This window comes from Stenotrophomonas sp. CASM106, assembly GCF_049384825.1.
Taxonomy (GTDB): domain Bacteria; phylum Pseudomonadota; class Gammaproteobacteria; order Xanthomonadales; family Xanthomonadaceae; genus Stenotrophomonas; species Stenotrophomonas muris.
This window is the reverse complement of the sequence record NZ_JBMRFS010000007.1, coordinates 40,420-67,358: the sequence shown is the minus strand read 5'-3', so window position 1 is coordinate 67,358 and position 26,939 is coordinate 40,420. Positions and strand designations below refer to the sequence as shown.

Sequence of the window (26,939 nt, the reverse complement as noted above, 5' to 3'; positions counted from 1 at the left end):
GTAGTGCCGGTCAGAACGCCGGCAGTACCGCGCCCTTGTACTTGGTCTCGATGAGCGCCTTCACCTGCGGGCTGGTCAGGGCCTTGGCCAGCTTCTGCACACGGGCGTCGTCCTTGTTGTCCGGGCGCGCGACCAGGAAATTCACGTACGGCGAGTCCTTGCTCTCGATCGCCAGCGCATCCTGGGTCGGGTTGAGGCCTGCGTCCAGCGCGTAGTTGGTATTGATCAGGGCCAGGTCGACCTGGTCCAGCACGCGCGGCAGCATCGCCGAGTCCAGCTCGCGGAACTTCAGGTTCTTCGGATTGGCGATGATGTCGCGCTGGGTCGCCAGTGCGTTGGTCGGGTCCTTCAGCTCGATCACGCCGGCCTTGTGCAGCAGGATCAGCGCGCGGCTGTTGTTGCTCGGGTCGTTCGGGATCACCACGTCGGCGCCTTCGCGCAGCTCGGCCAGCGACTTGACCTTGCGCGAGTACGCACCGAACGGCTCGATGTGCACGCCGATCACCTTCACCAGGTCGGTCTTGCGGTCGCGGTTGTAGGCATCCAGGTAGGGCTCGGTCTGGAAGTAGTTCGCATCCACCTGCTTCTGCACCAGCTGGTCGTTGGGCTGCACGTAGTCATTGAACACCCGCACGTCCAGGTCCACGCCTTCCTGCTTGAGGATCGGCTTGACCACCTCGAGGATCTCGGCATGCGGCACGGCCGTGGCGGCCACCACCAGCTTCTGCGAGGGCTCGCCGGACTTGCCGCAGGCGGTCAGGGCCAGCGCAGCGGCGAGCAGGGGCAGCAACAGGGTCTTTTTCATGGGGGATTGAATTCTCGGGGGAGTGTCAGGAGTTTTCGTAGTTGCTCAGGGCCAGCTCAAGCAACGCCTTGGCCTGCTCGCGCAGCATCATGGGCTCGACGATCTCGGCATCCGAGCCGTAATGCAGCACATCCATCAGCAGCTCGCGCGAGACGCTGTACGGCACCTTCAGCTCATAGCGGCCGTCGGCCAGGAAGCGGCCCTGCTGCTTGGAATGCCAGTGCTCGTCGGCCACCCAGCGCGCGGCCTTGGCGCTGAACAGGATGGTCGCCCAGCCCTTCGGCGCGCCAGAGAAGATGCCGTAGCTGGCGCCGAGCTGCTCGTCCAGCTCGCTGTCGGCGACGTCGCGCGCGGTGCTGTCGACCACCCGCGCCTTGTGGATGCGGTCGACCGCGAAACTGCGCAGGGCGTCGCGGTCATGGTCCCAGGCATCCAGGTACCAGTTGTCGCGATAGTGGGTCAGGCGCTGCGGCGAGACGGTGCGCTTGGTCGGCTCGTCGGTGGAACGGGCACGGTACTCGAACGCCAGCTGGCGGCGCTCCAGCACGGCCGATGCGACGCTGCGGAAGCTGCCTTCGTCAAACTTGCGGCCACGGTGCGGAATCACCCGCACGCGGTCGACCGGCCAGCTGGACACGCCGGCCTGGGCCGCCAGCAGGCTCTCGATGCGTTGCTGCAGCGGTGCCAGCACCGACGACAGCACACCACCGCCGGTCCGCGCCAGCAGGTGCTGCGAGGCCAGCAGGGCATGCAGCTCCTCCGAGCTGAGCCACAGGCCGGGCAGCTCGAAACGGTCGCTCTCGTCAGCCTGGTAGCGGAAGCCCGCCTCGCCGTCGCCCTCGATCGGTGCCATCAGCGCATCGCGCAGGAAGGCCAGGTCGCGGTAGACGGTGGCGCGGGAACAACCGAGCTTGTCCTGCAGGGTCGCCACCGTCACCGGATAGCGCGCGGACTTGAGCAGACGATGCAGGGCGGTGATGCGTTCGTATCGGTCCATACCCCCGATTATGTCCGAGTCGCGGGTCTTGTGTGGGACGTTTGGGCTATCGTGGTCGCCCCCACCCCCATGGAATGCCCGATGCGCCGGTTGCCTGCCCTGTCCCTGCTGGCCTGCCTGCTGCTGGCCGCCTGTGATCGCGCGCCGGCGCCGGCCGGCGCCGAGCCCCCGGTACCCGTCGCCGATCCGACGCAGGCGGTGCTGGGCGCCAGCCAGCGTTTCGCGGCCTTGCGCAGCTTCCACGCCGAACTGGAGGTGCTGGGCGCGCCGCAGCCGGTACGCAGCGCCATGGACTTCGTCGCGCCCGATCGTTTCCGGGTGGAGACGCCGGCGGGGCCGCAGACCATCATCGGCGACACCATGTTCCTGCAGGCCGACGGTGCGATCCGCCAGGTGCCGACCCCGCCTGGCCTGCTTGAGCAGTGGCGCAACCCGCTGCCGGCCGATGCCCTGTCCGCCGACCTGAAGGCCGAAGACCTCGGCAGCCAGTCGCTGGACGGGGTGCAGACCCGGCATTACCGGCTGCGCGGCACCCAGCCCGGGGAACGCCTGGAATACTGGGTGGATGCCCAGGGCCTGCCACGCCAGATCGTGCGCAGCGGCAGCAGCAATGGCCGCAGCTTCCAGCTGCGCCTGCGCTATTCGCGCTTCAACGACCCTGAGGTGCGCGTCGATCTGCCCTGAATAGGCGACCGCGCCAACGTTCGCTGAAGCGCGCATTTGGATCGATTCGGACCGCCATCACGCTTCCAGTATCATCACCGGCTGTCAACCGTTTCGGAGAAGCCTCGATGTCCCTGCGCGTGTCCCTGCTGATCCCCCTGCTGCTGTGTGCGCCGCTCGCATACGCGCAGGATGCCTCCGAGCTGGCGGCGATGTCCTCGCCGTGGAGCGGCAGTGGTGGCGAGCTCGGGTTTGCCTCGGCACGCGGCAACAGCAGCACCGAGAGCTTCAACGGCCGTCTGCGCCTGCGCTACACCGACGGTGACTGGGTGCACAGCATGGACCTGTTCGGCCTCCGCTCCAGCTCCAAGGTGACCGAAACCAACGACGACGGCACCACCACCCGCCGCAACAACACCACCGCCAACCGCTACACCGGCAGTGCCGGCAGCGCGCTGCAGCTGGGCGAACACCGCCAGCTGACCGCGACGGTGCGTACGGAACGCGACGACTTCGCCACCTACGACCGCCAGAGCTCGTTCGGTCTGGGTTACGGCACCCGCCTGTGGAACACCGAGCGCTTCTCGTTCGACGCGCAGATCGGCCCCGGTGTGCGCCGCACCCACAGCACCGAGGACGACCGCACCCGCACCGGCCTGATCGGCCGTGGCCTGTTCGACATGAAGTATTCGCTGACTGACAACACCGACCTGGTCAACACGCTGCTGGTCGAATCCGGTTCGTACAACACCTTCGGCCAGAACGACTTCGGTGTCTCGGTGAGCATGAACGAGCACCTGGCACTGAAGGCCGGCTGGCAGGCGCGTTACAACAGTGACGTGGCCGAGGACAAGCGCAAGACCGATACGCTGACCACGATGAACGTGGTCTACAAGTTCAAGTAAGCAGAACGGGCGCCCAGGGCGCCCGTTCTTCTTCCGGTAGTGCCGGCCGCTGGCCGGCAACTGCATTCAACTGGGCACGCGGTTGCCGGCCAGCGGCCGGCACTACCGGCGGTAGCTCAGACGTTCAGCAGTTCGCCGGCACCGGCTTCCAGCAGCATCTTCGCCACGCGCTGGCCCAGCGCCTCCGGATCCCGGGCCGGGCCCACCGCCTCGGCGCGCACCGCACGACCATCGCTGGCACTGCCGACCAGGCCCTGCAGGTGCAGGTCGTCGCCCTGCCACTGCGCGATGGCCGCCACCGGCACGTGGCAGCTGCCATGCAACGCGCGGTTCATCGCCCGCTCGGCTTCCACGCAGGCGCGCGTAGCGGCGTCATCAAGCGTGGCGAACAGCGCCATCAGGCGCGTATTGCCACCGTCGCACTCCACCGCCACCGCGCCCTGCGCCGGTGCCGGCAGCCACTGCGGCGGCTGCAGGCGCGCGACGATGCGCCCGCCCAGGCCCAGGCGCTCCAGGCCGGCCACGGCCAGCACGATGGCGTCGTAACCACCATTGTCGAGCTTGGCCAGGCGGGTGTTGACGTTGCCGCGCAGGTCCAGCAATTCCAGATCCGGGCGCAGCGCGCGCAGCTGGGCCTGGCGGCGCAGCGATGAGGTGCCGACCCGCGCACCGATCGGCAGCGCGTCCAGCGAGGCGTACAGGTTGGAGACGAAACCATCGGCTGGATCGTGGCGGGTCAGCATCGCCGGCAGCGCGAAGGGTTCGTCCAGTTGCATCGGCACATCCTTCAGCGAGTGCACGGCGCAGTCGGCCTCACCGCGCAGCATGGCCAGCTCCAGCTCCTTCAGGAACAGGCCCTTGCCACCGATGGCGGCCAGCGAGCGGTCGAGCACCTCGTCACCGCGGGTGCTCATCGGCACCAGTTCCACATGCAGCCCGGGATGGGCCTGGCGCAGGCGGTTGGCGACATGTTCGCTTTGCCAGAGGGCGAGCGGGCTCTTGCGGGTGGCGATGCGGACGGTTTCCATCCGGTCATTATCGCGCCTTCGGCACGGATACGGCCAACGGCGGAGCCCCTCGTGGCTGGTGCATCGGCTGGATCTATCGCGCTTGGCCGGGCGGGGTGGGTTCGCGGGGGACGCCGTGAATCCGTCCGTGGAGGCTTGGCCGCGGCATCCATGCCGCGGACACCCCCGCGAACCCACCCCGCCCGGCCTCTGACAGTTTCCGTGTGCGTCAGCCACGGAAGATCAAAAGAAAAGAAAAAAGAGCAGAAGCAAAAGCAACTGCCGAAGGCTTCCGGGGTCAGATCCCTTTTCCGCAGGAAAAGGGATCTGACCCTTCTTCCCCCGCCCGATAACAACAATGCCTTTGCCGTCCGACGCTGGACGAATGTGAGGGTTGGGCCGGGGTGGGGCGGCGGGACCGTTGGCGCCATGGATGGCGCCATCGAGCTTACATGGATGTACTTGCAGCGTGTCCCGCCGCCCCACCCCGGCCCGGCCCAGCACGTAGAAACAACGAGCCATGACCCGCTGTTGCTGTTGCTGTTGATTTCATAGCAGTCGCGGCCGCAGGCCGCGCGGGACCACTCACAGATGCCGCAGTTCCTGCTTCAGCGTCGCCACACAGCGGCGGCTGACTTCCAGCGGCTGCCTGCCATGCCGCAGCACCGCCTGCACCTGCCCGCCGGAGCCGCGCCGCAGCTCCACCAGCTCGTGCCGCGCCACCAGGCAGTTGCGATGGATGCGGATGAAGCGGCTGGCGAACTCTTCTTCCAGCGACTTCAGCGATTCCTCGATCAGGTCCTCGCCGCGCGCGTGGTGCACCACCACGTACTTCTCTTCGGCCTGCAGGTAGTGGATGTCGTCCAGCGGAATCAGCCGCAGGCTGCCGCGCAGGCGTGCGCACAGTACGCTGCGTGCCTGCTGCCCGCTGTGCGCCTGCGGCTGGCCATCGCGACCGGCCAGGAACGTGCGTGCCCGTGCAATCGCCGCTGCCAGGCGTTCGGCGCGCACCGGCTTCATCAGGTAATCGATGGCTGCCGCTTCGAAGGCCGACAGCGCATGCGCATCGTAGGCAGTGCAGAACACCACCGCCGGCCGCGGTTCGAAGCTGGCCAGGTGGCGGGCTGCTTCCAGGCCGTCCAGCCCAGGCATTGCGATGTCCAGCAGGACCAGGTCCGGCTGCAGCTCCGCGCACGCGTGCAGGGCCTGCTCGCCGTTGCCGGCCTCGGCCACCACGTCCACGCCGTCCTGTGCGGCCAACAGGCTGCGCAGGCGCTCACGCGCCAGTGGTTCGTCATCGGCGATGACTACCCTCACGATCGTCCCCTCACTGGATCGGCACTGTCACTTGGCAGGCATAGTAGCCCTCGCTCCAGCCAGCCGTCATCCGCGCGGCACTGCCAAAGCGCCAGGCCAGCCGATGGCCGATGCTGTGCTGGGCATGGCCGGCCCCCCGCGCCAGGGCCAGCCCGGGCGCCTGCGGATCAGGCGCGGGATTGCGCACGCGGATCTGCAGATCGTTGCCCTCGCGCAGCAGCTGCAGCTCGATGGTGCCGCCCTCGGGCAGGCGCGAAATGCCATGCAGCACGGCGTTTTCCACCAGCGGCTGCAGTACCAGCCTTGGCAATGGCAGGTCCCACGGCAGCGGCTCGTCACGCTGCCAGCGCACCTGCAGGCGTTCGCCCAGGCGCAGCGATTCGATCGACAGGTAGCGCTCGGCCAGTTCGCATTCGTCGCGCAGGGTGGAATCGCCCTCGCCTGCACCGAGCGCAGCACGGAACAGATCGGACAGGTCGAGCACGGCACGCTCGGCCACCGCCGGGTCCCGATGCAGCAGGCTGGCGATGAGGTTCATGCTGTTGAACAGGAAATGCGGGCGGATGCGCGCCTGCAGCGCATCGGCCTGCGCGCGCGCATTGGCCTGCACCTGGGCCGCCCAGCGGTCGCTGACATAGAAGTAGCGCAGCGCCAGCGCGCTGATCAGCGCGGTGGTGGCGGCGCTGCCGAGGGTGAAGCGCCAGAAGCTGATGCCGTTGGCGAAGCTGTCACCCAGCACCGCGTACAGCGCGTGCACGATGCCGGCGCAGACGACCGCGATCAGGGCCGCCAGTGCGATGGCAGCGACCGCCCCCATCACCTGCGGCAGCCTGGACAGCGCCTGCCGCAGCAGGCACAGGCTGGCGGTCACGGCCAGCGCCAGCCACAGCGCGAAGCCGCTGGCCGACAGCAGCTCGCCAACGGTCCAGTGGCGGCTGCCATCCGGGGCCAGGGCCAGCACCACCACCACCAGCTCGGCCAGGCCCAGCATCGCCGCCAGCCGCGGCAGGCGGCACAGTTCCGGCATCCACGGCGATGGGCTGGCCAGGGGCATGGCTCAGGCCGCGCCCAGCCGTTCCTGCAGCCAGTCACCCAGTGCCTGGATTTCCTCGGCACAGACCTGGTGGGCCATCGGGTAGCTGTGCCACGCCACGTCCAGGCCCAGCGTACGCAGCGCCTGTGCGCTGTGGGCCGCCACGGCCTGCGGGATCACCGGGTCGCCACTGCCATGGGCCATGAACACCGGCACCTGCACCGCGCCTTCAACGCGCGTGGCACTGTCGGCTTCGGGCAGATAGGTGGACAGGGCGATCAGGCCGGCCAGCGGCGCGGTACGCGACAGCGCAGCAGTCAGGATGATCGCACCACCCTGCGAGAAGCCGGCCAGGAAGATCTTCTCCGCCGCGACGCCACGCTCGATCTCGCGCGCGATCAGCGCGTCCAGCTGCACCACCGATTCCTGCACGCCGGCCATGTCGGCACGCGACCGGAAGTCCATGCCGACGATGTCGTACCAGCCGCGCATGGGCACGCCGTTGTTGATCGTGATCGGCCGCACCGGTGCGTGCGGGAACACGAAGCGCAGCGCCGGCCAGTGCGGCCGCACCAGCTCCGGCACGATCGGCGCGAAATCATGGCCATCGGCGCCGAGGCCGTGCAGCCAGATCACCGACCACTGCGGCGAGGCGCCGGTTTCCTGTTCCACCGTTTGCAGCATGATGCGGCTCCTTCAAGTTCGAGCCGCATTATGCCGCTGGCGTGGGGCAATCAGTACAGCGGCGGTTGCTCGGCCGCTTCGCGCCGCAGCTGCGCGGCGCGGACCAGTACCGGTGGCGGGATGTTCTCTTCGGGAATGTCCAGCAGGCCCAGGCGATGCAGGAAGGCGCCCGGACCACGCGAGGAGGTCAGCGCCACCACCGGAATGGCCAACACCATGCCGATCACCACCGGCGCCATCCACGCCGCCAGCGACGGCGACACGGCCCAGGCCAGCACGCCCATGAAGGCGCCGAACACACCCAGGCCACCGTAGCCGCGGATCAGTGCCAGCCACGAGATGCCGCCGTCGTCACGCTGCTGCGCATCCCAGCCGGAATCGCGGCCGGACAACACTTCGGCCACGCCCCGCGACTGCACGTACATCACCACCGGCGCCATCAGCGCGGCCAGCACGGTTTCCACCAGCATCGACACGAAGGCACGGATCGCACCGCCGCAGCCACGGCGGTCGACCGGGTCCAGCAGCATCGCCAGGTAACCGAGCACCTTGGGCAGCAGCAGTACCGCCATCGTGGCGGCGAACAGGCGCACCACCTGCTCTTCGTCCTGTGCGCGCCAGTACACGCTGGGCGACAGGTGCAGCAGGGCATTGAAGTCGATGCCCTCCTGGAACAGCGGGATGGCGATGCCGATCAGCATCAGCATTGCCCACATCGGTGCGGTGAAATAGTGGCCGATGCCGATCAGCATGTGCGTGCGGCTGATCCAGTGCAGGCCGCGGCTGCCCACGACCTTGCCGTGCTGCAGGTTGCCCTGGCACCAGCGGCGGTCGCGAACCAGCAGATCGGTCAGCGTCGGCGGGCCCTCTTCATAGCTGCCACCGAGGTAGGGCACCATGTGCGCGGCCCAGCCGCCACGACGCATCAACGCTGCTTCGACGAAGTCATGGCTGAGCACGTGGCCGCCGAACGGCTTGCGCCCCGGCAGCGCCGGCAGGCCGGCGTGGTCGGCGAAGGCGCGGGTACGGATGATGGCGTTGTGGCCCCAGTAGTTGCTCTCGGCGCCATGCCACCAGGCCACGCCACGGGCGATCACCGGCCCGTACACGCGGCCACCGAACTGCTGCATGCGTGCGAACAGGGTGCGGCCGCCGATCACCGACGGCAGGGTCTGGATCAGGCCGACGTCGGCGTTGTGCTCCATGCCGGCCACCAGGCGCACGATGCTGTCGCCGGTCATCAGGCTGTCGGCGTCGAGGATCAGCATCTGCGGGTAGGCACCGCCGAAGCGACGGACCCAGTCGGCGATGTTGCCGGCCTTGCGCCCGCTGTTGTCACCACGGCGGCGGTAGAACAGGCGGATCTGCCCGTCCGGCACCCGCTCGCGCAGCTCGCCGAACACCCGCTCCTCGGCAGCGGCGATGTCCTCGCGACGGGTATCGCTGAGCACGAAGAAATCGAATCGGCCGAGCTGGCCGGTGGCCGCCACCGACTCGTAGATCGCCTGCAGGCCCGCCAGCAGGCGGCGCGGGTCTTCGTTGTAGGTCGGCATCAGCAGCGCGGTGCGGCTGTGCACGGTCGGCAGCGGCTTGTCCGGGTCGATGCCGAGGCGATAGCCACGGTCGAACACGGCGGTCAGGAAGCCGGCCAGGGCGCTGGCGAAAGACAGCGCGATCCAGGCAAACAGGCCAACGAACAGCACCAGCAGGCAGGCTTCGAGCACGCTGATGCCATTGGCCGACAGCACCCGCCACATCATCCGCGTGGCCACGGCGGTCATGCCGAGCGTGCCACCGAAGATGTACAGCCGGCGCAGGCCGATCAGGCGCGGCGACGTGCGATGCCGCCGGACCTTCAGTGCACCTTCGCGCAGGGTCTGTTCGGGCATCTGCAACGGAGATTCAGCGGGCAGCAGCGCCCAGCCGGCGTCGAGCCGGGGCGTTTCTGCTTCCGCATGGATGGTCTGCACCCCCATCGCCGCCTACTCCGCGCCGTCGGCACGGCCGGCCATCCCGGCCGGGCTGCATGCACCAAGGTTCCCGGCGCGCTTTCCCGGCGCCCGCACTTGTCCAGACTGTGTCGGCTTCAGGCCGCACAGTCGATGTCTGTCACTACCGGAACCCACACGATCTCCAACGGGGCGGAATCGAAAATGCGGCCCAGTCTAGGGCGCTGAATGTAAGCCGGGTGCGAAGGCCTACGCCGGGATTTATCCCCATTCAGCAAATAGCAGGCGATCACGTCGGGGGATGGCCAGATGTCACTGCATCGCCCCGGGTACTGGATCGTATCAAACGCGAACGGTTATCATTTCATTAACCAGGCAGGTCACCGTCTTCCGCACGGCCGCGACCCACCCAGCTGCGCCGGTCCACACCGCGCGCACCGACGACCCACGGAAGGGTGGCTGCCTGCTGTCTGCCTGCGCCTGCTGCTTCCACCGGGTCACCCCACCTCCCATGGAAGCCGCCATGTCCCCATCGTCCCGTTCCCGTTCCGCGCGCCTGCCGCGCACCCGCCTGGCCCCTGCCCTGGCCTCCGCCTGCCTGCTGGCCCTGCCAGGCCTGGCCGCTGCAGAGGCCGGCGCCGATGCCTCCACCAAGGATCTGGATACCGTGGTGGTCACCGCCTCGGGCAGCCAGCAATGGATCAAGGATGCCCCGGCCAGCATCAGCGTGATCAGCCGTGAGGACATCGAGCGCCAGCCGGTTCCCGACCTGGCCACCCTGCTCAGCCGCGTGCCGGGCGTGACCGGCGGCCTCAGCGCCGTCGGCGAACAGTCCAAGATCAAGCTGCGCGGCATGCCGTCCAACTACACGCTGGTGCTGGTGGACGGCAAGCGCATGGGCAGCTCGGCCGCGACCAACTACCGCCCCGACCTCGGCCGCCAGGACCTGAACTGGATCTCGCCCGACCAGATCGAACGCATCGAAGTGGTGCGTGGGCCGATGTCCTCGCTGTACGGCTCCGACGCCATGGGCGGGGTGATCAACATCATCACCCGGCGCATCGGCGACGAATGGAACGGCAGCGCCACCCACAGCTACACCCGTCCCGGTGATGGCAAGCGCGGCGATACCCAGCAGATCGGCGCGACCTTCTCCGGCCCACTGGGCGAACGCTTCGGCCTGCGCATCGGTGCCAACAGCATGCGCCGTGATTCGGACCAGTCCAACCACGGTGTCTACGGCAATGCCTACGCCGGCGAGAAGGACCGCACTGTCGATGCGCTGCTGCAGTGGAAGCTGAGCGACGCACAGGAACTGTCGCTGGAAGCCGGCCATGGCGTGCAGCAGGCCTTCATCGATGCGTCGCTGGAAAAGCAGGACGAAGGCGCCTGGGGAGCCAGTGAGCTCAAGCGCAGCTCGCTGGCGCTCAACCACGATGGCACGTGGAGCTTCGGCACCTCCAGGCTCAGCGCGTACTGGACCGAATACAAGAACGACATCGGCGCCACCGGCCGCTCAGAGGCCACCGACACGATCATCGAAGGCAGCCTGACCACGCCGTTCACCCTGGGCGTTGAACACCAGTTTGCCGTGGGTGGGCAGTGGAAGCGCCAGGAACTGACCAACACCGATACCATCGGCCGCGCGCCGATCGACTACGCCGGCAACGCCGTCAGCGGCTCCAGCCTGGAAGTGGATACCTGGGCGCTGTTTGTCGAAGACGAACTGAAGCTGCACCGCACCCTGGCCCTGACCGTGGGCGCGCGCCTGGACCACCATGAGAAGTTCGGCGGCCACGTCAGCCCGCGTGCGTACCTGGTCTGGCATCCGGCCGAACAGTGGACCATCCGCGGTGGCGTCTCCAAGGGGTTCCGTGCGCCCAGCCTGACCGAGAATTCGGCCACCGCTGCCACCCAGTCCGGCGGCCGTGGCTGCACCTCGCTGATCCCGCTGGGTTATACCCGCGGCGGGTGCTACATGGCCGGCAACCCGGACCTGGATCCGGAAACCAGCACCAACCGCGAGATCGGCATCAGCTTCGACAATGACCTGATCGATGTTGGCGTGACCTACTTCCACACCGACTTCCGGAACAAGATCGAATACGCACCGCTGGGCCGCTTCAACGGCATCTGGTGGACGCGCATGAGCAACGTGCAGCGCGCGCGCACCAGCGGCATGGAAGGCAACTTCAACGTCCGCTTCGGCGAGCAGTGGCGCTGGCGCACCTCGGCAACCTGGATGAAGGAAGCCAGGAACCTGACCACCGGCCGCAACCTGATCGATACGCCGGAATTCTCCGGCTACTCGTCGCTGGACTGGTCGCCGAATACGGTGTTCTCCGGCAGCCTGTCGGCGCAGTACACCGGCAAGCAGACCGGCACCGCCACGACCTTCCTCAAGGCCTACACCCTGTATGACCTGACCGTCGCATGGAACGTCAACGAGGTGCTGACCCTGCGCGGTGGCGTCAGCAACCTGGCCGACAGGAAGCTGTATGCGGAAGGCTCCACCGACTACTTCGTCGCCGGGCGCAGCTACTTCCTCAGCATGACCGCGCGCTTCTGACCGGCGGCACGCGCCGTGATCGCGCTGGCGACATGCCAGCGCGATCGACGGTATTGCGGGTTACTCGCTTTCCAGCGCGGCCGGTGCCGCGTCCCGCGTGGCGGCCGTGCGCGCACGGTCCATCGCCACCGCCAGTTGCTGGCGTGCGAGCAGTTGTTGTGCCTGCACCACTTCAGGTGTCGGCAGGAGCACCGGTCCCGGTGCGTTTTCCGGTGTAGCAGGTGTGGTCATGCAACCTCCATGGACATCCCGCCGCCGCACGGGTCCAACCGGGGCGGCAGCGGAACTGCGCACCCTATCCTAAAAACAAGGCGGGCGGGTGACGGTGCGGCACCCGGCCGCAGCACGTGGAACACGGCACGCGTCACATTTTTGACGGCAGCCCTTGGATCCTGAATAGGACTTGCCTTATCATGAAAACGTTTTCTCACAGGGATGTTTCCCCCAAATGAATACCACTGACCTGTCCCAGTTCAGCCCGAAGTGGCAGTTCCGCTTCAACTTCTTCCGCCAGCATGGCGCGCCCAAGAATCCCGGTTTCAAGCAGGCCTGGAAGGCGCTGTCGTTCGGTGACCGCCTGAAGATCAACCTGAACTTCTTCGCGTTGTTCTTCGGTGCGATCTACCTGTTGATCCTGGGCATGTGGCGCAAGGCGCTGGTGGTCATCGGCATCAACATCGCGCTGGCCATCGTCAGCATGTTCCTTCCCGACGTCGTCGGGCGCATGCTGTTCATCGCGATGAATCTGCTGGTCGCCTCCAGCACCAACTACAGCTACTACCTGGAGAAGGTGGAAGGTCGCGCCAGCTGGAACCCGTTTGAAGGAATGTTCTAAGCCATCAGACCGGCGCAGGGATGCGCGGCAAGGATGCAACCGACGCCCGGCCCCCGCCGGGCGTCTTCATTTGCGCGATCAGGCCGCGCGGCGTGCCACGGCCGCCGGCTCGGCCTGCAGGCGGAAGCGCGACACCGCCACCGCCAGCTGCTCGGCCTGCTCCTCCATCGCACGCGCGGCGGCACTGGCTTCCTCCACCAGCGCGGCGTTCTGCTGGGTGGTTTCGTCCATCTGCACCACAGTCTGGTTGACCTGCTCGATGCCGGCCGATTGTTCGCGCGACGCGGCCGAGATCTCGGCCATGATCTCGTTGACCCGACCGACCTGACCGACGATGTCCTGCATGGTGCGCCCCGCGCCGTGCACCAGCTGCGCACCGGCACCGACCTGGGCCACCGAGGCGTCGATCAGCTCCTTGATCTCCTTCGCAGCACCCGCCGAACGCTGCGCCAACGCGCGCACTTCACTGGCAACCACGGCGAAGCCACGGCCCTGCTCACCGGCGCGCGCCGCTTCCACTGCTGCGTTCAACGCCAGGATGTTGGTCTGGAACGCAATCCCATCGATCACCGAGATGATCTCGGCGATGCGCTGCGAAGACGCCTCGATCTGCTCCATGGTGTGCACCACCTGGCTGACCACCTGGCCGCCTTCGCTGGCCACGCCCGCCGCGGAACCGGCCAGCGCGTTGGCCTGCAGCGCGTGGTCGGCGTTCTGGCGCACGGTGGAGGTCAGTTCTTCCATCGACGCGGCGGTTTCTTCCAGGTTGGCAGCCTGCTGTTCGGTACGGCGCGACAGGTCGCTGTTGCCGGCAGCGATCTCACCGGCGGCCAGGCGGATGCTGGCTGCCGACTGCTGGATCTGGCCGACGATCTGGGTCAGGTGCTGCACGGTGCTGTTGGCATCGTCGCGCATCACCGCAAATACCCCATGGAAGTCACCCTGCATGCGGGTACTGAGGTCACCGCCGGCGATCGCGCGCAGCAGCGTCGACAGTGCGGCCAGGTTGTGGTCGCTGACTTCCATCATGGTGTTGAGGGTCTCCACCATGCGGCGGAAATCGTGGTCGAAGCGCAGTGCATCACCGCGCACGGCGAAGTCACCGGCGGCGGCCGCAGCGGCAAGCTGCTGGATCTGCTCGTTGATCGCGGCCAGGTTGCGCTTGGTGGTTGCCATCGCAGCGGTGAACACCGCCTTCTCGCCCGGCAGTGCTTCCATGTCCACGCTGAGGTCGCCGACGGCATAGCGCTGCATCACTTCAACCAGGCGCTGGGTGACCGCGTTGCTGGAGGCCACCAGCTGGTTGCTGTCGGCCACCATGCGGCCGTACTCGCCCGGGAACGCCGCGGCATCCATGCGGTAGCTGAGTTCACCGGCATCGTGGCGGCGCGCCATTTCGGCCTGCGCAGCCATCACCGCCTGCAGCTGGCCGCGCATGCCCTGCATCGCGTCCAGCAGGCGCCCCACTTCGTCGTTGCTGCGCGCCGGCAGGGTGCTGTCCAGCTTGCCGGCGGCGACGTCACCGGCCACGCGCACCGCTTCGGCCAGCGGGCGGATCGCCAGGCGGCGCAGCAGTATGTAGACACCGGCGCTGAGGGTCAGCGCGGCGATCACGCCGACCAGCAGGGTCAGCCACAGCAGCTGGCGCGCTTCGGCCACGATCACCGCATGCGGCATCACCACGCCCAGCGCGAAGCGCTGCGGGGCATCGCCCACGCGCAGCGGCACATACACGCGCACGTTGCCGGCCGCATCGGGGCTGAAGGCCTCGAAGGGGCGGTCGGCGGCGATCTCGGCCAGCATGCTGCGGGTCAGTGCGTCGTTGCGAGGCTTGCCGATTTCGGCGGCATTGGCCGAGGCCAGCACCACGCCCTTCGGCGACAGCAGTTCGACGCGGCCGGCCCCCATCGGCTTCAGCGTGGCCAGGTGCTTCTGCAACGCTGCCAGCGAGAAGTCGACGGTGAAGACACCGAGGAACCTGTCGTTCTCGATGATCGGCGTGCTCAGCGTACTCATCAGCACCTGCTGCCCGGCGATGTCATAGGCATACGGTTCGCTCACTTTCGGCAGCTTGTCGCGGCTGGGCACCATGTACCAGTCACCGGAACCGCTGGCGGTCTCGGTGTAATCGGTCATCACCGACTGCTGCGGCTTGCCCTCCTGCCAGGCCCAGTAGCTCATGTAGCGGCCGGTGGCATCGTGCGCCTCGGTGTTGACGAACTCGGCATCCTTGCCGTCGAAGGCATCGGGCTCCCACATGGTGCTCTTGCCCAGCCATTCGGGATGGGCGCGCAGCTGCTCGCCCAGCACCGCCGCCAAGCTGGCGCGGTCGGGCACGTCACCACGGGCGCGCTGGGCCAGCACGCTTTCAACCATGGCATCGTTGCTGGCAAAGGCGGTGCCCAGATCGGCCGCCACCTGGCGCGCCTCAGCGGTCGCCTCGCTGGTCATGGTCTGGCGCGAGGCGCTGATCAGGCTGGCGCTGGCCTGTCGGTAGATCAGGAACGCGGTCAGGCCGAAGCACAGCAGCGCGATCGCGGCGGTGCCCAGCATCAGCTTGTGGGCGATGCTGCCCGGGCGGCGGGCAGCGGCGGAACGGGAAGAAGGCATGGGAGGGTCCGCAAGGCAGTTCAGGACGACCGGCACCACGAAGGCACCGCGCAGGCGCGCGATCCGTCGCGCAGGCCACCGGCCGCCGGGCGGGCCCGGCGCTGGAAGCGCACCGGGTTAGCGGCCGCCCGCCAACGAGGTTGAGGCGACCGGCCTGCACATTCCTGAATCTGCTCAGGGTCGGGTCAGCCACCCGTCCGTCGCGATGGCCTCACTCGGCCACGCGGTCCTTGATCCACTGCGCGCGCGGCAGTACCTCGATGCTGCCGACGGCATACTGCTGCAGCACGTCATCCGGCCCGAAGCACGGTTGCCAGCCCAGCTCACTGCGCAGGCGGGCACTGTCGTAGACACGGTCGATGCTCAATGGCAGCGGCCAGCCACGGCGTTCGAACTCGGCCAGCAGCTGCGGCGCGCGACGGGCCAGCACGCTGCGCGGGTGGGTGGCCAGTTCCAGGCAGTCCTCGCGCCGGAACGGCGTCGGTGCGCAGGCGAGATAGCGGGCGAATCGGGCGCCTTCGTCGAGCAGCAGTGCAGCGTGTGCGCTGGCCACATCGCGGGCGTCGATGCCGCGATGCAGGCGGAACATCGCCATGCGCTCGGGCGGTTCCGGGAAGCACCGGCCCATGCGCAGCACGCGAACGCTGAAGCCCGGCGTGGCGGCAGCTTCAGCCAGGGTCTCGGCCTGCAGCTTGGTGCGATGGTAGATCGTGCGCGGCAGCGGCTCGGTGTCTTCATCGATCCAACGGCAGCCACCGGCTACCACGGCATGGCCGTACAGGGCGGTGGTGCTGGTCAGCACGAAACGCCGTGCGCCGGCTTCGCGTGCGGCCTGCAGCATGTGCGCGGTTGCCTCCACGTTGATCTGCTGGAATACCGCGTCCGGCACCAGGCCGACATGCGGAGCATGCAGGGCCGCGGTATGGATGACCGCGTCCACGCCCTGCACCGCACGCGTGACCGCCTGGCGATCGGTGACATCGGCAATGATGCGCGTGGTGGCGAACGGGCTGCGGTCCAGCCCCACCACTTCGTGGGCGGCCGCCAACGCACCGAAGATCGCGCGCCCGATGCGCCCGGAACTGCCGGTCAACAGAATCTTCATTGAGTCCATTCACTCGAAGCGCCCGGGAACTACCGGGATGCTTCGATTCTAGGCATGCATTCGCGCATCTGCGATAGGACAGCCCTGCAATCGTGCGTTCATCTAGACGACTTCGCAGGCGCCAGCAGTTGCCGCGCGATGAACAGCGGATCGTCGCCGCCGGCCACATCAGGCCTCACGCCGGTGCCTTCCCAATTGCCGCCGGTGCGCAGATTGATCGGTTGCCGGTCGGGAATGCTGATCTGATAGCCATCGGGCAGCAGCACAGGATCACCAAACATATGCGCGGCACCGCCACTGCGCGTGCCGACAATGCGCGCGCGGCCCAGGGCCTGCAGCGAATAGGCGACGAACTCGGCCGCCGAACCGGTACGCCGGTCGATCAGCACCACCAGCGGCTTCAGGTACACAGGCAGGCTGGCAGGCGGCAGCGGTACCGGCGTGCGCCGGCCACGCTGGTCCAGCTGCTGCACCGCGCCGATCTTCGCGTCCAGCAGCGTGCGCACCAGCAGGTCGGCACTTGCATCGTCGCCTCCCCCGTTCTGGCGCAGATCCAGCACCAGGCCATCGGTGTCGGCCAGCAGCGTGAAGGCCGCAGCGAACTTCGGCCGCGCCAGATCCAGCGGATAGAAGGTACTCAACCGCAGGTAGCCAATGTTGCCTTCCAGCACCCGCACCTCGCGCACACCGGCACCATTGCTGCGGGCATCGGCACGCCAGGCCATCAACCAGTCGTCCTGGCCGGCAGCTGCGTCCACGCGCTCAACGTGGAAGTGGCCATCGAACATGTCCAGGTCCTGGTTCAGGCGTGCGCTGAACGCAGCAGGATCCGAACAGCTGTCCGCATAGCGCTGCTGCGCCGACCAGCTGCGCAGGGCATCGGCGATGCGGGCGGCCTCCGCCTCGTCCAGGTACTGCGCCTGCACGGCGCTGGCGGCCGCCTGCAGCACCGCATCCTGCGCCGGGCAGGCCGTCGCCAGCAGCGCGCCGAGCATCCAGGAGACCGCCATCATCCACCCCGCATTGAGGATATATAAGCGCTTATATATCATCCCACTCATGGATCTCCAACACGCCACACTGGGTACCCTGCTGCGCGCCCTGCTCGACCAGCTGGACCCGGCCGTCGAGCAGGCCTACCGGCACCTGCAACTGGACTACCGGCCGCGCTACACGCCGGTGCTGCGCACGCTGATGGCGCAGGGCCCCTGCCGGATCAAGGACCTCGCGCTGGCCTGCGGGCTCAGCCATTCGGCGCTCAGCCAGACCGTGGCGGCGATGGTGCGCGATGGTTGGCTGCACACTGCCAATGGTGACGACGGGCGCGAACGCATCCTGCAGTTGAGCCCGCGCGCGCAGCGCGCGATGCCTGTGCTGCAGGCGCAATGGCAGGCCACCGCAGTGGCGGCACGCAGCCTCGATGCCGATCTGGGGCAGTCGTTGGAGCAGGTGCTGCGCAAAGCACTGGTGGCGCTCGAACAACGGCCCTTCGCACAGCGCCTGCAGGACGCCCGCCGGCGCTGAGGCGTTACTGCTCTGCAGCCATCTCGATCTCGCTGAGGAATGTCCAGCTGCCGTTGGCCACGCGCAGCTCCAGCGTGCGGCATTGCGCAGCCAGGGGGGCTGCATTGCCGAGCACGTACTCCTCTTCGGTCGAGCCCATCACGCCGGACTGGGTGAAGGGTGCCGACAGCGTGCCGATCGTTACGGCGGCAGTTCCGGGCTCGGCGCACATCACCTCCACCGACGTCGGCGTGACGATGCCCCAGGCCGGGCGGGTCATCGTGTGCAGGCCGATCCAGTCCACCCGTCGGCGCTGGCCCAGGTCGATGGTGATGCTGACGTTGCCGTGCACGCCTACCCAACCCGCGTCCATCGGATTGCGCGGGTCGCCTACCCGGCGGTCGAACAGCTCATGGCCGCTGCCGTCGGGATAGCTGGTCGCCGGCGCCACGCTGTAGTGATAGGTGGTCTGCACCGGATCGACGAGGTACGAGGCACCCAACCCGTACAACCCGCGATAGGTGTTCATCATCCGCGGCGCCTCGCCGTAGCCCTGGCCGGGGCCAACCACTTCGGACATGTGGTACTGGTTGAGCCAGGCAACGCGCTTGCCAGCCGAACGCGCGCTCCACAATTGCTGGTTGATGCGCTGCACCGACGCCGACCGGTATGCACCGGACAGGCCGTTACCGGTATCAAGGAACAGCGGGCTGCCATGGTTGAACAGCTCGATGTCGGCCCACACAGCGCTGGCGCCCAGCTGCGCCGACAACGCCTGGTAGTACTGCTCGGTGGAATAGCCCGGTCGATCCCACTGGAACAGTTTCGCGTGCGACGCCGCGCCGATGCCGTCCTGCCAGATCTGCACGTCGACCCCCGTGGCAGAGCGAAACCGTAGCGCAGCACTGGCCACGCTGGCCGGGTCGACGCTGGAGGATGCCAGATAGGGCGCCACCATCACCGGCCTGGACGGCGTCGCCGCTTTCAGTGTGGAAACGATTGAACGATAGAACGACGCACGCTCGGCCGGTACCTGCGCGGGCTCATCGGTGATGTACCAGCCGGCGAATGCCGGATGCATCGCGTACTGCTGGGCCAGCTGCGCCATCGACTGCGCTGCGTCCTGCGCCACCGCTGCAGCGTTCGAGCCCTGCCAGAATGCCGCACACTGGCCCGAACTGTAGGTGGTGCCGACCACGACCTTCATCCCACGCGCTGCGGCCGCGTCCAGCACCGTGCCCAGCTTGGCCGGGAAGCCGGCGATCCATTCGAAATCCTGCGCGCTGCTGGCGCAGCCCACGCCGGCACGGGTGGCGCGGGTCTGGCCGATGATGAGCGTGTCGTTGCCCAGGTCCCGCAGTTCGTCGAGGAACAGCGGCAGCTGCGCCGCTGGCAGCTGCTCATCGGTGGACGAGTAACCGAAGTGAACGAAACTGCCGCTCAGCAGCGCAGTGTCCGCATGGGCCGGTGCAGCGCAGGCCAGCAGTACAAGCCATCCGAATCTGTTCACGGCGTCCTTTCCTGTCTGGGCGGTCATCCGCCATGCCGGTCCATCCTAGCCACGCGGCGCTCATCGCGCAGCGGCGTAGTTGCGCCGTGAAAGCCAGTGCGGCGTGGCGTGAGGGCAGCACCGCCGGTGCGGACACTGCCTTAGCCGGGCACACGCAAGGATGAGCTCCCCTTCCATGCACCGGGAGCCTTCACATGGCTGACCAGCATCACGGCACCTCCCATCGCGGCTTCGCTTCGATGGACCGGGACAAGCAGCGCGCGATTGCCGCAAAGGGTGGACGCGCCGCGCATGCGTCCGGCAATGCACATGAGTTCAGCCCGGCCGAGGCACGCGTGGCAGGCCGCAAGGGCGGCGAGGCGATCAGCCGCAATCGCCAGCACATGGCAGCGATCGGCCGCGAAGGCGGGCACGCGCGCCACGCCAATGCACGGCAACAGCGGCAGCACGCGGCCGAACCCGCGCCGACGAAGGAAGGGCCGCAACGCCAGCAGGGCTGACCGCAGCGTGCTCAGGCGCGCCTGCACTGGCGGTACAGGGCGAGCGCCGCCAACAGGGCCAGCACGCCCGCGACAGCCATCGCCCAGCCGAAACCGCTGGCCATCGCGCCGCGGTACCAGGCCAGTATCTGTGTCCCCGGCAGCAGTGACGACGGCTGCAGGATCAGCGTGCGCGCCTGTGCGGCCACTGCGGGCTGCCCTGCCGCCTGCGCGGTCGCAGTGAACTGGCGTACCGCGCGCAGGCCCATCAGGCTGCCCAGCAGCGCGATGCCCAGGCTCATGCCCGCCTGGCGCAGCGCGTTCATCGTGGCCGACGCAATGCCGGCACGCTCGGCCGGTACGCATGACATCACCGCCATGCCGGTCGCAGGTACCGCCAGTCCCATGCCAGTGCCGAGCAGCATCAGCAGTGCGCTGGCCTGGCCGTGCGCTGTAGTCGGCTCGAACGTGGCAATCGCACACAGCGCCATGCCTGTCATTGCATAGCCCGTCACCAGCGCGGCATGCAGCCCGAACCACGCCGCCAGACGGCCGAACAGCAGCGACACCACCGCCATCAGCACGAACTGCGGTACCAGCTGCGCACCGGCCTGCGCAGCCCCATGTCCCTGCGCCTGCTGGAAGAACAGCGACAGGAAGAACAGGCTCGCATAAGCGGTGAATCCAAGCCCGAACGAGGCCAGGTTGAGCATGCCGAAACCCGGCTTCGCCAACAGGTCCAGCGGCAGCAGCGGCCGCGCCACGCGGCGCTCGACCCACGCGAACAGCGCCAGGCCGGATGCTGCGATGCCGAGCGCCAGCAGGGTCGAAGGTGCCAGCAGGCCGTGCTCGCCGATCGCGATCAGGCCGTAACTGAGTGCACCCAGCGCGACGATGCTGAGCAGCTGCCCGGCCGGGTCCAGCGCGGCGTGCTGCGGATGCCGTCGCTCAGGAATGCCCCAGGCTCCCAGCGCGAGTGCAAGCAGGCCCAGCGGCAGGTTGATCAGGAAGATGCTGGGCCAACCTGCGCGCTGCACCAGTTCGCCTCCCAGCAGCGGCCCCAGCACCAGCGCCAGCGCGCTGAACGCCGACCAGCCCCCGATCGCGCGTGCACGCTGGCGCGGATCAGGGAATGCATGGCTGAGGATCGGCATCGCACTCGGGATCAGCAGGGCGCCGGCCACCCCCTGCACCGCCCGCCCCGCCACCAGTGCGGAAAGACTGCCTGCGCAGGCACACAGCAGCGAGCCCACGGTGAAGGTCGCCACGCTGAGCAGCCACATGCGGCGGTGGCCATAGCGGTCACCCAGCGGCCCCGCCGACAGCATCACTGCGGACAGGGCAATGGCATAGGCGTTGATCACCCACTGCAGCCCGGCCATGTCGGTGTGCAGTGCCTGCTGCAGCGTCGGCAGCGCGACGTTGACGATGCTGATGTCCAGCGAGGCGAGGAAGGTGCCCAGGTAGGCCGCCAGCACCAGGGCCGGCCGTCGGAAGCGTTGCATGTGCGGATGCCGGGAGGGAGCGTGCGCGCATCGTAGCCTGCTGACTGACCGTCAGTCAATGACCGGCGGTCAGTCATTGCCGGGGGAAGCTAGAATGGCGACCGTCGCACCCGGACCCCGCCCCATGCAGATTCCCGCAGTCGCCAGGCCCCGCACCAAACCCGCTGAAACCCGCCAGGAAGAGCTGATGGACGCCGCGCAGGCGCTGTTCCTGTCACAGGGCGTGGAAGCGACCACCATCAGTGACATCGTGGCCGCCGCCGACGTGGCCAAGGGCACGTTCTATACCTACTTCGCCTCGCGCACCGAGATCCTGCAGGCGCTGGCGCAGCGCTACACGCTGCAGTTCATGGCCGAGGTCGACCATGCCGTTCAGCAGCAGCCTGCCCACGATGGCGTGGCGCGACTGTGCGCCTGGATCCGCGCCAACATCGAGACCTATGTGCGCACGCACGCACTGCACGACGTCGTCTACGCCAACCATCACCACCACCAGCGCGGCAATGCCGAGCGCAACGCCATCCAGCAGCAGCTGCTCGACATCCTCGAGGCGGGCACCCGTGCAGGCCTGTGGCAGCTGCCGGCACCGCAGATCACGGCCTCGCTGATCTATGCCGGCGTACATGGCGCCACCGATGACCTGATCGCTGCGCCCACGCAGGACGCCGACACCTTCATTGCGGCGGTGGTGGCCGATTGCCTGCGCATGGTCGGCGTGTCGCCGGCGCCGAAGCGTGGCGGCACCCGTCGCTGAAGCGCCCGCCGTCGCTCAGGCGTGGGCGAGGATGTTCAACAGCCGGCCGAACGGGTCGCGGACGAAGAAGCGCCGCACGCCCCAGGGCTCGTCGGCCGGCCCATAGTCCAGCGCGATGCCAGCCGCGTGCATGCGTTCCAGCACCTCCTGCAGGTTGTCCACTTCGATAGACAGGTCCGGCACCGGTGCGCCGGAACCCCCTTCGCTGGCAAAGCTGACCTGCGCCAGCGCACTGCCCTGCCCGCCATGGGTGACGATCCAGCCATGGTCCATCACCACCGGCATGCCGAGCAGCTCGCCATAGAATGCAGCGGCGCGGGCGGGATCAGACGTGGCGATGTTGGCGACGACACGCATGACGGCCATGTTCCACTCCACCAGGAAGAATGCGCCGAGAGTGCCCGACCCTGCGCACAAACAGAAGAGCCCCGTCATGGACGGGGCCCGTCATCAGCCGATCATGGCTGGGCTTACACCGCGCCGCAGCGCTCCATGACGCATCGATCGTATTCGTACTGGCATTCCATGGCATCACCCCCACCGGCTACACACGCCTGGTAGGCCTTCCAGCAGGGAAAATCGCAGGGCTGGACCGGTCCGGCCACGGCCACCGAGCCGCTGCAGGCCAACGCGAACACAACACCGGCGATCACTTTCCTGAAAGTACGCATCGACATCACTCCTTGATAAGCCTGGGGAGCCCAGGCCGGGCCACCTTAGCGCTGCACACGGGACGTTGGGTGAAGGCGGATGCGGCTGGACTCAGTGTTGCAGCATTCCCAGGACACGCAGTTGCCCGGCCAGCTCATCACTGTTGCGCCACGGCAGGATCGGCGAATTGCCGCGCTCGTCCGGCGGGGTGTCCGGCAGCGCGTCGGACCCGCCACCTGCCCCTGCAAGCGGCAGCAGCGGCCGCTTGTGCAGCCAAACCTCCGAGATCGTGCAGGCGCGCCCACCGCTGACGATGCAGGCATCACCGGCAAGGGCCATGATCAGGTTGCGCGCATCCCCCATGCCACAGGGCACCACCACCGTGGCCGGCCAGTCGGCCGGCGGCATGCTGCCTTCCGGGATGACGCTGGGCACCTGGCCACCAGCTGCGCGCTCGAACGCGTCGCTGCCAGGATCGGCCCCGCCCAATATCGCCAACGGTGGTTTACGGAATGCGGTACGCATGGGCGGTTCCGAAGCCTCGGAAGGAAGGGTCACGTTGCCCTGCCCGCTGGAGCCGCACCATGCACCGATCACAAAAAATTAACACGTTCATAAAATTCCCTTCACATTACTGGGGGATATCGCCATGCCTTGGCGTTAACGGCCTTGTTGTCCGTCAACCAAGGAAGTTGTCCGATGAATCACCCGCTGTACGGCCGTTCGTCCCGCTCCCTGTCGCATCGCCCGCTGGCGCTTGCCGTCGCCAGCTCGCTGCTGCTGGCCACCGCACTGCCAGCCATGGCCAGCGAATCACTCGAGGCCTGGCAGCAGCAGCGCCAGCTGCAGGCCGCGTGGGCGCAGCCCGCTGCCAGCACCGCACCTGCAACCACGGCCACGGCAGCTGCCGCCAGCAGCAACGCCGTTCTTGGCAATCCCGGCGATCCGGCCAGCTGGCGCAGCGACGAATTCAACGCCGATTGGGGCCTGGGCGCGATGGGCGCGGACTACGCCTATGCGCGCGGCCTGACCGGCAAGGGCGTACGCCTGGCGCTGTTCGACTCGGGCTCCGCACTGGCGCATCCGGAGTTTGCAGGACGCAATACCTCCAGCATCACCATCGGTGCCGACTGTGCGACGCCGGGCGTGGTCGCAGGGGCGGGCGCCTGCGGGCAGACCCGCGGCGAACAGCCCGGCTACAACTACTACGGACTGGGCGCCGGCGTTCCGGCCTCACTGGCGGCACGCCTGATCGCCGCCGGCCAGCCCTATGGCTTCAGCTACGCCGATCACGGCACGCATGTGCTTGGCACCATCGGCGCCAACCGCAATGGCACCGGCATGCATGGCGTGGCCTTTGGTGCGGATCTTACCGCCGCCCGCGTGTTCGGTGACACCTACTACGAGTGGCGCCTGGACCCGGACAGGTTCTATCGTCCGCGCGCGGTGTACCGCACCGATCCGGATGATGCCGCCACGCTGGACATGTATGCGCAGATCCAGGCGCAGGGTGTACGCGCCATCAATCACAGCTGGGGCATTTCCACGCGCAACATGACCGCCGCCGCGCTGGACCAGCAGTACGCCAGCATCGGTGCCGACTACGGCGTGTACGGCAGCATCTACGCCAACAACGGCGATGCCCCGGGCTCCACTCTCATCCAGGTGTGGTCGGCTGGCAACGGCAGCGGTGCGGTTGCCGGCATCACCGCCTCGATGCCGCGCTGGAAGCCCGAACTGGAACCGTACTGGCTGGCGGTCGCCAATGTCCGCCGGCCCGACGCCGCCGCAGGTGAAACCGACTACGTGATCGATGGCAGTTCCAGCATCTGCGGGGTTGCCGCCAACTGGTGCATCTCGGCCCCCGGTACCGATATCGTCAGCACCATCGTCTCCGGCGATATCCAGGGCCGCATCGAGAACACCTCCGCCTACGTGCGGCTGATCATCGACAGCGAGAGCACCAACTACGTCTACGGCACCAAGACCGGCACGTCGATGGCCGCCCCCCATATCACCGGCGCCCTCGGCCTGCTGATGGAGCGCTTCCCGTACCTGGACAACGCCCAGGTCCGCGACGTGCTGCTGACCACCGCACGCGATCTCGGCGCGCCAGGCATCGATGCAATCTACGGCTGGGGCATGGTCGACCTGCGCAAGGCCATCGAAGGCTATGGCTCGCTGCGCGTGGACACCAACGTGGTGATGAACCAGAGGGCCGGCGGCCTGAAGGTCTGGGAAGGCGATGCGTGGGACAACTGGACCAACGACATCGGCGGCCCCGGCAAGCTGACCAAATCCGGTATCGGTTGGCTGCGCCTGAGCGGCAACAACAGCTTCAACGGCGCCGTGGTGCAGGACGGCATGCTGGAGTTGAACGGCGCCAACACGCTCACCTCGGCGGTCGAGGTCCAGGGTGGCCGGCTGCTGCTCAACGGCAGCCTGGTCTCCACCGCCCTGACCACCACCGGCGGCGTCAGCACGGTCAGCACCAGCGGCGTGCTGGATAACAGCAACCTGGTGGTCAACGGCGGCGTGGTGTCCTTCAACGGCACGCAGGCCGGTGGCACCACCACCGTCGGCGCCAATGGCCTGCTGAAGGGCGTCGGCACGCTCGGCAACACCCGCGTGGACGGCATCATTGCGCCGGGCAACTCGATCGGCACGCTGACCATCAACGGCAACTACGTGCAGGGCGCCACCGGCGTGTATGCGGCGGAGCTGGCACCGGGTGGTCGCAGTGACCAGCTGCACGTGACCGGCACCGCCACCCTCGGCGGCACCCTGGTCGCCCTGCCGGAACCGGGCGTGTATTACCTCGGCGAACAGTTCAACGTCCTGCGTGCCGACGGTGGCATCAGCGGCCAGTTCGCCAAGACCGACTTCAGTGCGTTCTCGCCCTTCCTGCAGTTCAGCCTGGCCTACGGCGCCAATGGCACGCGCATCGACGTGGCCCGTGGCGCTTCGCTGGCCACGGCTGCCAACACGCCCAACCAGTGTGCGGTGGCGGCCGCCGCCGACCTGCTGCCGATCGCCCAGGGCCTGCCCAAGCCGCTGACCCAGCTGTTCCCGCAGCAGGTCGGTGGCGTGCTCGATGGCCTCAGCGGCGAGCTGCATCCGGCCACGGCCATCGCCCTGGTCGAGGGCAGCCGCTACGTGCGCGATGCCGCGTTGTCACGCCGTGCCGGCGCCACCGCGCCCGGCAGCGACGTGGGTGATGCGACGGGTGCATGGGTGCAGGCCATCGGTGGCAACAGCAGGCTGGACGGTGACTTCAACACCGCCCGCACCGAGGCCAACAGCAACGGCCTGCTGGTCGGCATCGACCGCGAGTTCTCCGGCTGGCAGGTCGGCGTGCTGGCCGGTACCGGCCGTACCGACGTCAAGCAGCAGGACCGCCGCGCCAAGTCGAAGATCGACAACACGCACTTCGGTGCCTATGCCAGCCACACCTGGGGCGGCTTCGGCCTGCGCGGTGGTGTGGCGTGGAGCAAGCACGAGGTGAAGAGCACGCGTGAAGTCGCCTTCGCAGGTTTCAGTGACAGCCTGAGCGCGCGTTACGACGCCCGCACCCGCCAGGCCTTCATCGAAGCTGGTTATCGCTTCGGTGGCCCCGAAGCCGGGCTGGAGCCGTACCTGCAGGTGGCGCGCGTGGAAGTGGACCTCAAGCGCATCAGCGAACGCGGTGGAGCAGCGGCGCTGCAGGGCAAGGTGGACGACACCGGAACCACGATCGCCAGCGCCGGCGTGCGCTTCGACAAGGGGCTGAAGGCTTCGTTCCAGCAGGACAGCTGGCTGCACCTGCGCGGGGGCGTCGGCTATCGTCGTGCCTCGGGGGATCGCAGCCAGGTCGCCAACCTTGCGTTTGCCAATGGCAGCTCCACGTTCGCGGTCAACGGCGCGCCGATCGCCGACAACGCGGTGGTGGCCGAACTGGGCCTGTCGGCGTGGCTCACCTCGCGCCAGCAGCTGGAGCTGGGCTACAGCGGCCAGTTCGGCAGCGAGAGCCGTGACCATGGTGCGAATGCACGCTGGTCCGTGCGTTTCTGATCTGTGCC

General features: G+C 67.8%; 24 protein-coding genes. 8 read left to right on the top strand and 16 right to left on the bottom strand.

The features are described 5' to 3' along the window. Positions 1–10: 10 nt before the first annotated feature. Both VG556_RS16620 and VG556_RS16615 read right to left on the bottom strand, forming a co-directional pair. Positions 11–805, bottom strand: a complete 795-nt coding sequence (locus VG556_RS16620; protein ID WP_100450653.1) for a MetQ/NlpA family ABC transporter substrate-binding protein — start codon at positions 803–805, stop codon at positions 11–13. 25 nt (positions 806–830) lie between these two features. Continuing rightward, a complete protein-coding gene (locus VG556_RS16615; protein ID WP_014648507.1) occupies positions 831–1,802 on the bottom strand; it encodes a helix-turn-helix transcriptional regulator in 972 nt (323 codons plus the stop codon). An 81-nt stretch (positions 1,803–1,883) separates the two neighbouring features. On the opposite strand from VG556_RS16615, the gene VG556_RS16610 reads away from it, so the two are divergent. Together VG556_RS16610 and VG556_RS16605 are read left to right on the top strand one after the other, a co-directional pair. Next, positions 1,884–2,486, top strand: a complete 603-nt coding sequence (locus VG556_RS16610) for a LolA family protein (RefSeq protein ID WP_100450654.1) — start codon at positions 1,884–1,886, stop codon at positions 2,484–2,486. A 107-nt stretch (positions 2,487–2,593) separates the two neighbouring features. Continuing rightward, entirely contained in the window at positions 2,594–3,370 is a 777-nt protein-coding gene (locus tag VG556_RS16605; RefSeq protein ID WP_032961276.1) for a DUF481 domain-containing protein, read from the top strand. Between the two features lie 116 nt (positions 3,371–3,486). On the opposite strand, the gene hemC is transcribed toward VG556_RS16605, so the two are convergent. The 5 genes from hemC to mdoH form a co-directional block, all read right to left on the bottom strand. After that, positions 3,487–4,398 carry a hydroxymethylbilane synthase gene (gene hemC, locus VG556_RS16600; RefSeq protein WP_100450655.1) on the bottom strand — a complete coding sequence of 304 codons (912 nt, stop codon included), beginning with the start codon at positions 4,396–4,398 and terminating at the stop codon, positions 3,487–3,489. Positions 4,399–4,962: 564 nt separating this feature from the next. Beyond that, positions 4,963–5,694 carry a LytR/AlgR family response regulator transcription factor gene (locus VG556_RS16595; RefSeq protein ID WP_014648511.1) on the bottom strand — a complete coding sequence of 244 codons (732 nt, stop codon included), beginning with the start codon at positions 5,692–5,694 and terminating at the stop codon, positions 4,963–4,965. A gap of 10 nt (positions 5,695–5,704) precedes the next feature. Next, positions 5,705–6,748 carry a sensor histidine kinase gene (locus tag VG556_RS16590; RefSeq protein WP_014648512.1) on the bottom strand — a complete coding sequence of 348 codons (1,044 nt, stop codon included), beginning with the start codon at positions 6,746–6,748 and terminating at the stop codon, positions 5,705–5,707. Between the two features lie 3 nt (positions 6,749–6,751). Next, positions 6,752–7,411, bottom strand: a complete 660-nt coding sequence (locus VG556_RS16585; protein WP_014648513.1) for an alpha/beta hydrolase — start codon at positions 7,409–7,411, stop codon at positions 6,752–6,754. Positions 7,412–7,461: 50 nt separating this feature from the next. Then, a complete protein-coding gene (gene mdoH, locus VG556_RS16580; RefSeq protein WP_041863849.1) occupies positions 7,462–9,387 on the bottom strand; it encodes a glucans biosynthesis glucosyltransferase MdoH in 1,926 nt (641 codons plus the stop codon). 496 nt (positions 9,388–9,883) lie between these two features. Between mdoH and VG556_RS16575 the strand changes: the two genes are divergently transcribed. Continuing rightward, complete coding sequence (locus tag VG556_RS16575) at positions 9,884–11,929, top strand: TonB-dependent receptor domain-containing protein (RefSeq protein ID WP_100450656.1); 2,046 nt, start codon at positions 9,884–9,886, stop codon at positions 11,927–11,929. 60 nt (positions 11,930–11,989) lie between these two features. On the opposite strand, the gene VG556_RS16570 is transcribed toward VG556_RS16575, so the two are convergent. Then, positions 11,990–12,160: a hypothetical protein gene (locus tag VG556_RS16570; protein ID WP_005419553.1), complete on the bottom strand. Its 171-nt coding sequence runs from the start codon at positions 12,158–12,160 to the stop codon at positions 11,990–11,992. 217 nt (positions 12,161–12,377) lie between these two features. Here VG556_RS16570 and VG556_RS16565 point away from each other — a divergent pair, with 217 nt between their 5' ends. After that, positions 12,378–12,764: a DUF2628 domain-containing protein gene (locus VG556_RS16565; RefSeq protein WP_014648516.1), complete on the top strand. Its 387-nt coding sequence runs from the start codon at positions 12,378–12,380 to the stop codon at positions 12,762–12,764. Between the two features lie 78 nt (positions 12,765–12,842). On the opposite strand, the gene VG556_RS16560 is transcribed toward VG556_RS16565, so the two are convergent. From VG556_RS16560 to VG556_RS16550, 3 genes are all read right to left on the bottom strand, one after another. Further along, complete coding sequence (locus tag VG556_RS16560) at positions 12,843–15,374, bottom strand: methyl-accepting chemotaxis protein (protein ID WP_100450657.1); 2,532 nt, start codon at positions 15,372–15,374, stop codon at positions 12,843–12,845. Positions 15,375–15,585: 211 nt separating this feature from the next. Next, entirely contained in the window at positions 15,586–16,479 is an 894-nt protein-coding gene (locus VG556_RS16555; RefSeq protein ID WP_423180033.1) for an NAD-dependent epimerase/dehydratase family protein, read from the bottom strand. 98 nt (positions 16,480–16,577) lie between these two features. Further along, positions 16,578–17,489 (bottom strand): S41 family peptidase, encoded by a 912-nt coding sequence (locus VG556_RS16550; RefSeq protein WP_049439338.1) that lies wholly within the window; start codon positions 17,487–17,489, stop codon positions 16,578–16,580. A 49-nt stretch (positions 17,490–17,538) separates the two neighbouring features. On the opposite strand from VG556_RS16550, the gene VG556_RS16545 reads away from it, so the two are divergent. Next, entirely contained in the window at positions 17,539–18,003 is a 465-nt protein-coding gene (locus VG556_RS16545) for a MarR family winged helix-turn-helix transcriptional regulator (RefSeq protein ID WP_014648520.1), read from the top strand. Positions 18,004–18,007: 4 nt separating this feature from the next. Here the strand turns inward: VG556_RS16545 and VG556_RS16540 are convergent, their stop codons facing one another. Beyond that, positions 18,008–19,492, bottom strand: a complete 1,485-nt coding sequence (locus VG556_RS16540; protein WP_100450658.1) for a DUF4434 domain-containing protein — start codon at positions 19,490–19,492, stop codon at positions 18,008–18,010. A 194-nt stretch (positions 19,493–19,686) separates the two neighbouring features. Between VG556_RS16540 and VG556_RS16535 the strand changes: the two genes are divergently transcribed. Then, complete coding sequence (locus VG556_RS16535) at positions 19,687–19,992, top strand: KGG domain-containing protein (RefSeq protein ID WP_046432675.1); 306 nt, start codon at positions 19,687–19,689, stop codon at positions 19,990–19,992. Positions 19,993–20,003: 11 nt separating this feature from the next. On the opposite strand, the gene VG556_RS16530 is transcribed toward VG556_RS16535, so the two are convergent. Next, positions 20,004–21,476 carry an MFS transporter gene (locus tag VG556_RS16530; protein ID WP_100450659.1) on the bottom strand — a complete coding sequence of 491 codons (1,473 nt, stop codon included), beginning with the start codon at positions 21,474–21,476 and terminating at the stop codon, positions 20,004–20,006. A 124-nt stretch (positions 21,477–21,600) separates the two neighbouring features. Between VG556_RS16530 and VG556_RS16525 the strand changes: the two genes are divergently transcribed. After that, positions 21,601–22,230: a TetR/AcrR family transcriptional regulator gene (locus tag VG556_RS16525; protein WP_046432686.1), complete on the top strand. Its 630-nt coding sequence runs from the start codon at positions 21,601–21,603 to the stop codon at positions 22,228–22,230. 15 nt (positions 22,231–22,245) lie between these two features. Here the strand turns inward: VG556_RS16525 and VG556_RS16520 are convergent, their stop codons facing one another. The 3 genes from VG556_RS16520 to VG556_RS16510 all read right to left on the bottom strand — a co-directional run bounded on the left by VG556_RS16520 (position 22,246) and on the right by VG556_RS16510 (position 23,406). Continuing rightward, the gene (locus tag VG556_RS16520; RefSeq protein WP_032958352.1) at positions 22,246–22,596 is read right to left on the bottom strand and encodes a VOC family protein; all 351 of its coding nucleotides are present in this window, start codon (positions 22,594–22,596) and stop codon (positions 22,246–22,248) included. 104 nt (positions 22,597–22,700) lie between these two features. Further along, a complete protein-coding gene (locus VG556_RS16515) occupies positions 22,701–22,901 on the bottom strand; it encodes a hypothetical protein (protein WP_100450660.1) in 201 nt (66 codons plus the stop codon). Between the two features lie 91 nt (positions 22,902–22,992). Continuing rightward, positions 22,993–23,406 (bottom strand): Rossmann fold nucleotide-binding protein, encoded by a 414-nt coding sequence (locus VG556_RS16510; protein WP_049439235.1) that lies wholly within the window; start codon positions 23,404–23,406, stop codon positions 22,993–22,995. A 174-nt stretch (positions 23,407–23,580) separates the two neighbouring features. Between VG556_RS16510 and VG556_RS16505 the strand changes: the two genes are divergently transcribed. Further along, entirely contained in the window at positions 23,581–26,931 is a 3,351-nt protein-coding gene (locus tag VG556_RS16505) for an autotransporter domain-containing protein (RefSeq protein ID WP_100450661.1), read from the top strand. Positions 26,932–26,939: the final 8 nt, after the last annotated feature.